We start from the raw sequence: 1,137 nt of genomic DNA, 5'->3' as shown, positions 1-1,137 counted from the left end.
CCCGACGACGCGCGTGCCGCGCCGGTCGGACTGCAGGAAGCCTTCGGCGACGAGCTGCTCGTAGACGGCCATCGTCGTGTTGCGGGAAATACCGAGCGTGTCGGCCAGCGCGCGCGTGCCGGGCAGGCGGCTGCCGGCCGGCATCGTGCCGCCGAGGATCGCGTCGCGCAGCCGCCGCAGCAACTGCCGTTGCAGCGACGGCGCGCCCGGCGCGCGCGACAGCGGTGCGTCGAGTTGCGGCGGAACGTCGCCGGAGGATGGAGCGGAAGTCGTGAGGGTTTGTGGCACCATAAAATCACCATGCGCTGGCGCTTCTCATGGTACCTCACGGCTACTACGATCGTCTGCATGCCGGTATGTCGCCGGCCGCCAACCGAAGCGAGATCGACCTTGTCCACGATTACCACGCTCACCAACGCCTACCAGCAGCCCATTGGTCAACCGGTTCCCGACTGGTCCGCGCGCCCGCGGCCGGAACGCATCACGCTCGAAGGCCGCTACTGCCGGCTCGAGCCGCTCGACGCCGACCGCCACGCGGCGGATCTCTACGCCGCCTATTCGCAGGCGGCCGACGGCCGCGACTGGACCTATCTCGCGCACGGTCCGTACGACGACGAAGCGAGCTATCGCGAGTACGCGCGCGTAGCGGCGACGAGCGCCGATCCGCTGCACTACACCGTGATCGATCTCGCGACGGGCCGCGCGGTCGGCACGCTCGCGCTGATGCGCATCGATCCGGCCAACGGCGTGATCGAGGTCGGCTCGGTCACGTTCTCGCCCGCGCTGAAGCGCACGCCCGTGTCGACCGAAGCGCAATTCCTGCTGATGAAATACGCATTCGACACGCTCGGCTACCGGCGCTACGAGTGGAAGTGCGACAGTCTCAACGAGCCTTCACGCCAGGCGGCCGCTCGGCTCGGGTTCCGCTACGAAGGCACGTTCCGGCAGGCGATCGTCTACAAGGGACGCAGTCGCGACACCGCGTGGTACTCGATCGTCGACAGCGAATGGCCGGCCGTCGCGGCGGCATTCGATGCGTGGCTGTCGCCCGCGAACTTCGACGCGCAGCGCGCGCAACGCCAGTCGCTCGCCGCGATCCGCCACGCGCAGGCCAACGCGCGCGACGCGGCCGGCCGC

The 1,137-nt window shown here is 69.4% G+C and carries 2 protein-coding genes; one reads left to right on the top strand and one right to left on the bottom strand.

Annotation, left to right across the window (positions count from 1 at the left end; translation table 11 throughout):
• Positions 1-291 (bottom strand): winged helix-turn-helix domain-containing protein (locus G3N94_RS41620; protein ID WP_205799946.1); only part of this gene is annotated, 291 nt, incomplete at its 3' end.
• A gap of 108 nt (positions 292-399) precedes the next feature.
• Here G3N94_RS41620 and G3N94_RS41615 point away from each other — a divergent pair.
• A partial coding sequence (locus tag G3N94_RS41615; protein WP_346778780.1) for a GNAT family protein occupies positions 400-1,137 on the top strand: 738 nt, incomplete at its 3' end.

The organism is Burkholderia sp. Ac-20353 (assembly GCF_017104785.1).
GTDB lineage: Bacteria > Pseudomonadota > Gammaproteobacteria > Burkholderiales > Burkholderiaceae > Burkholderia.
Note: the sequence above shows the minus strand (reverse complement) of the source record. Positions and strands in the feature narration are given on the sequence as shown.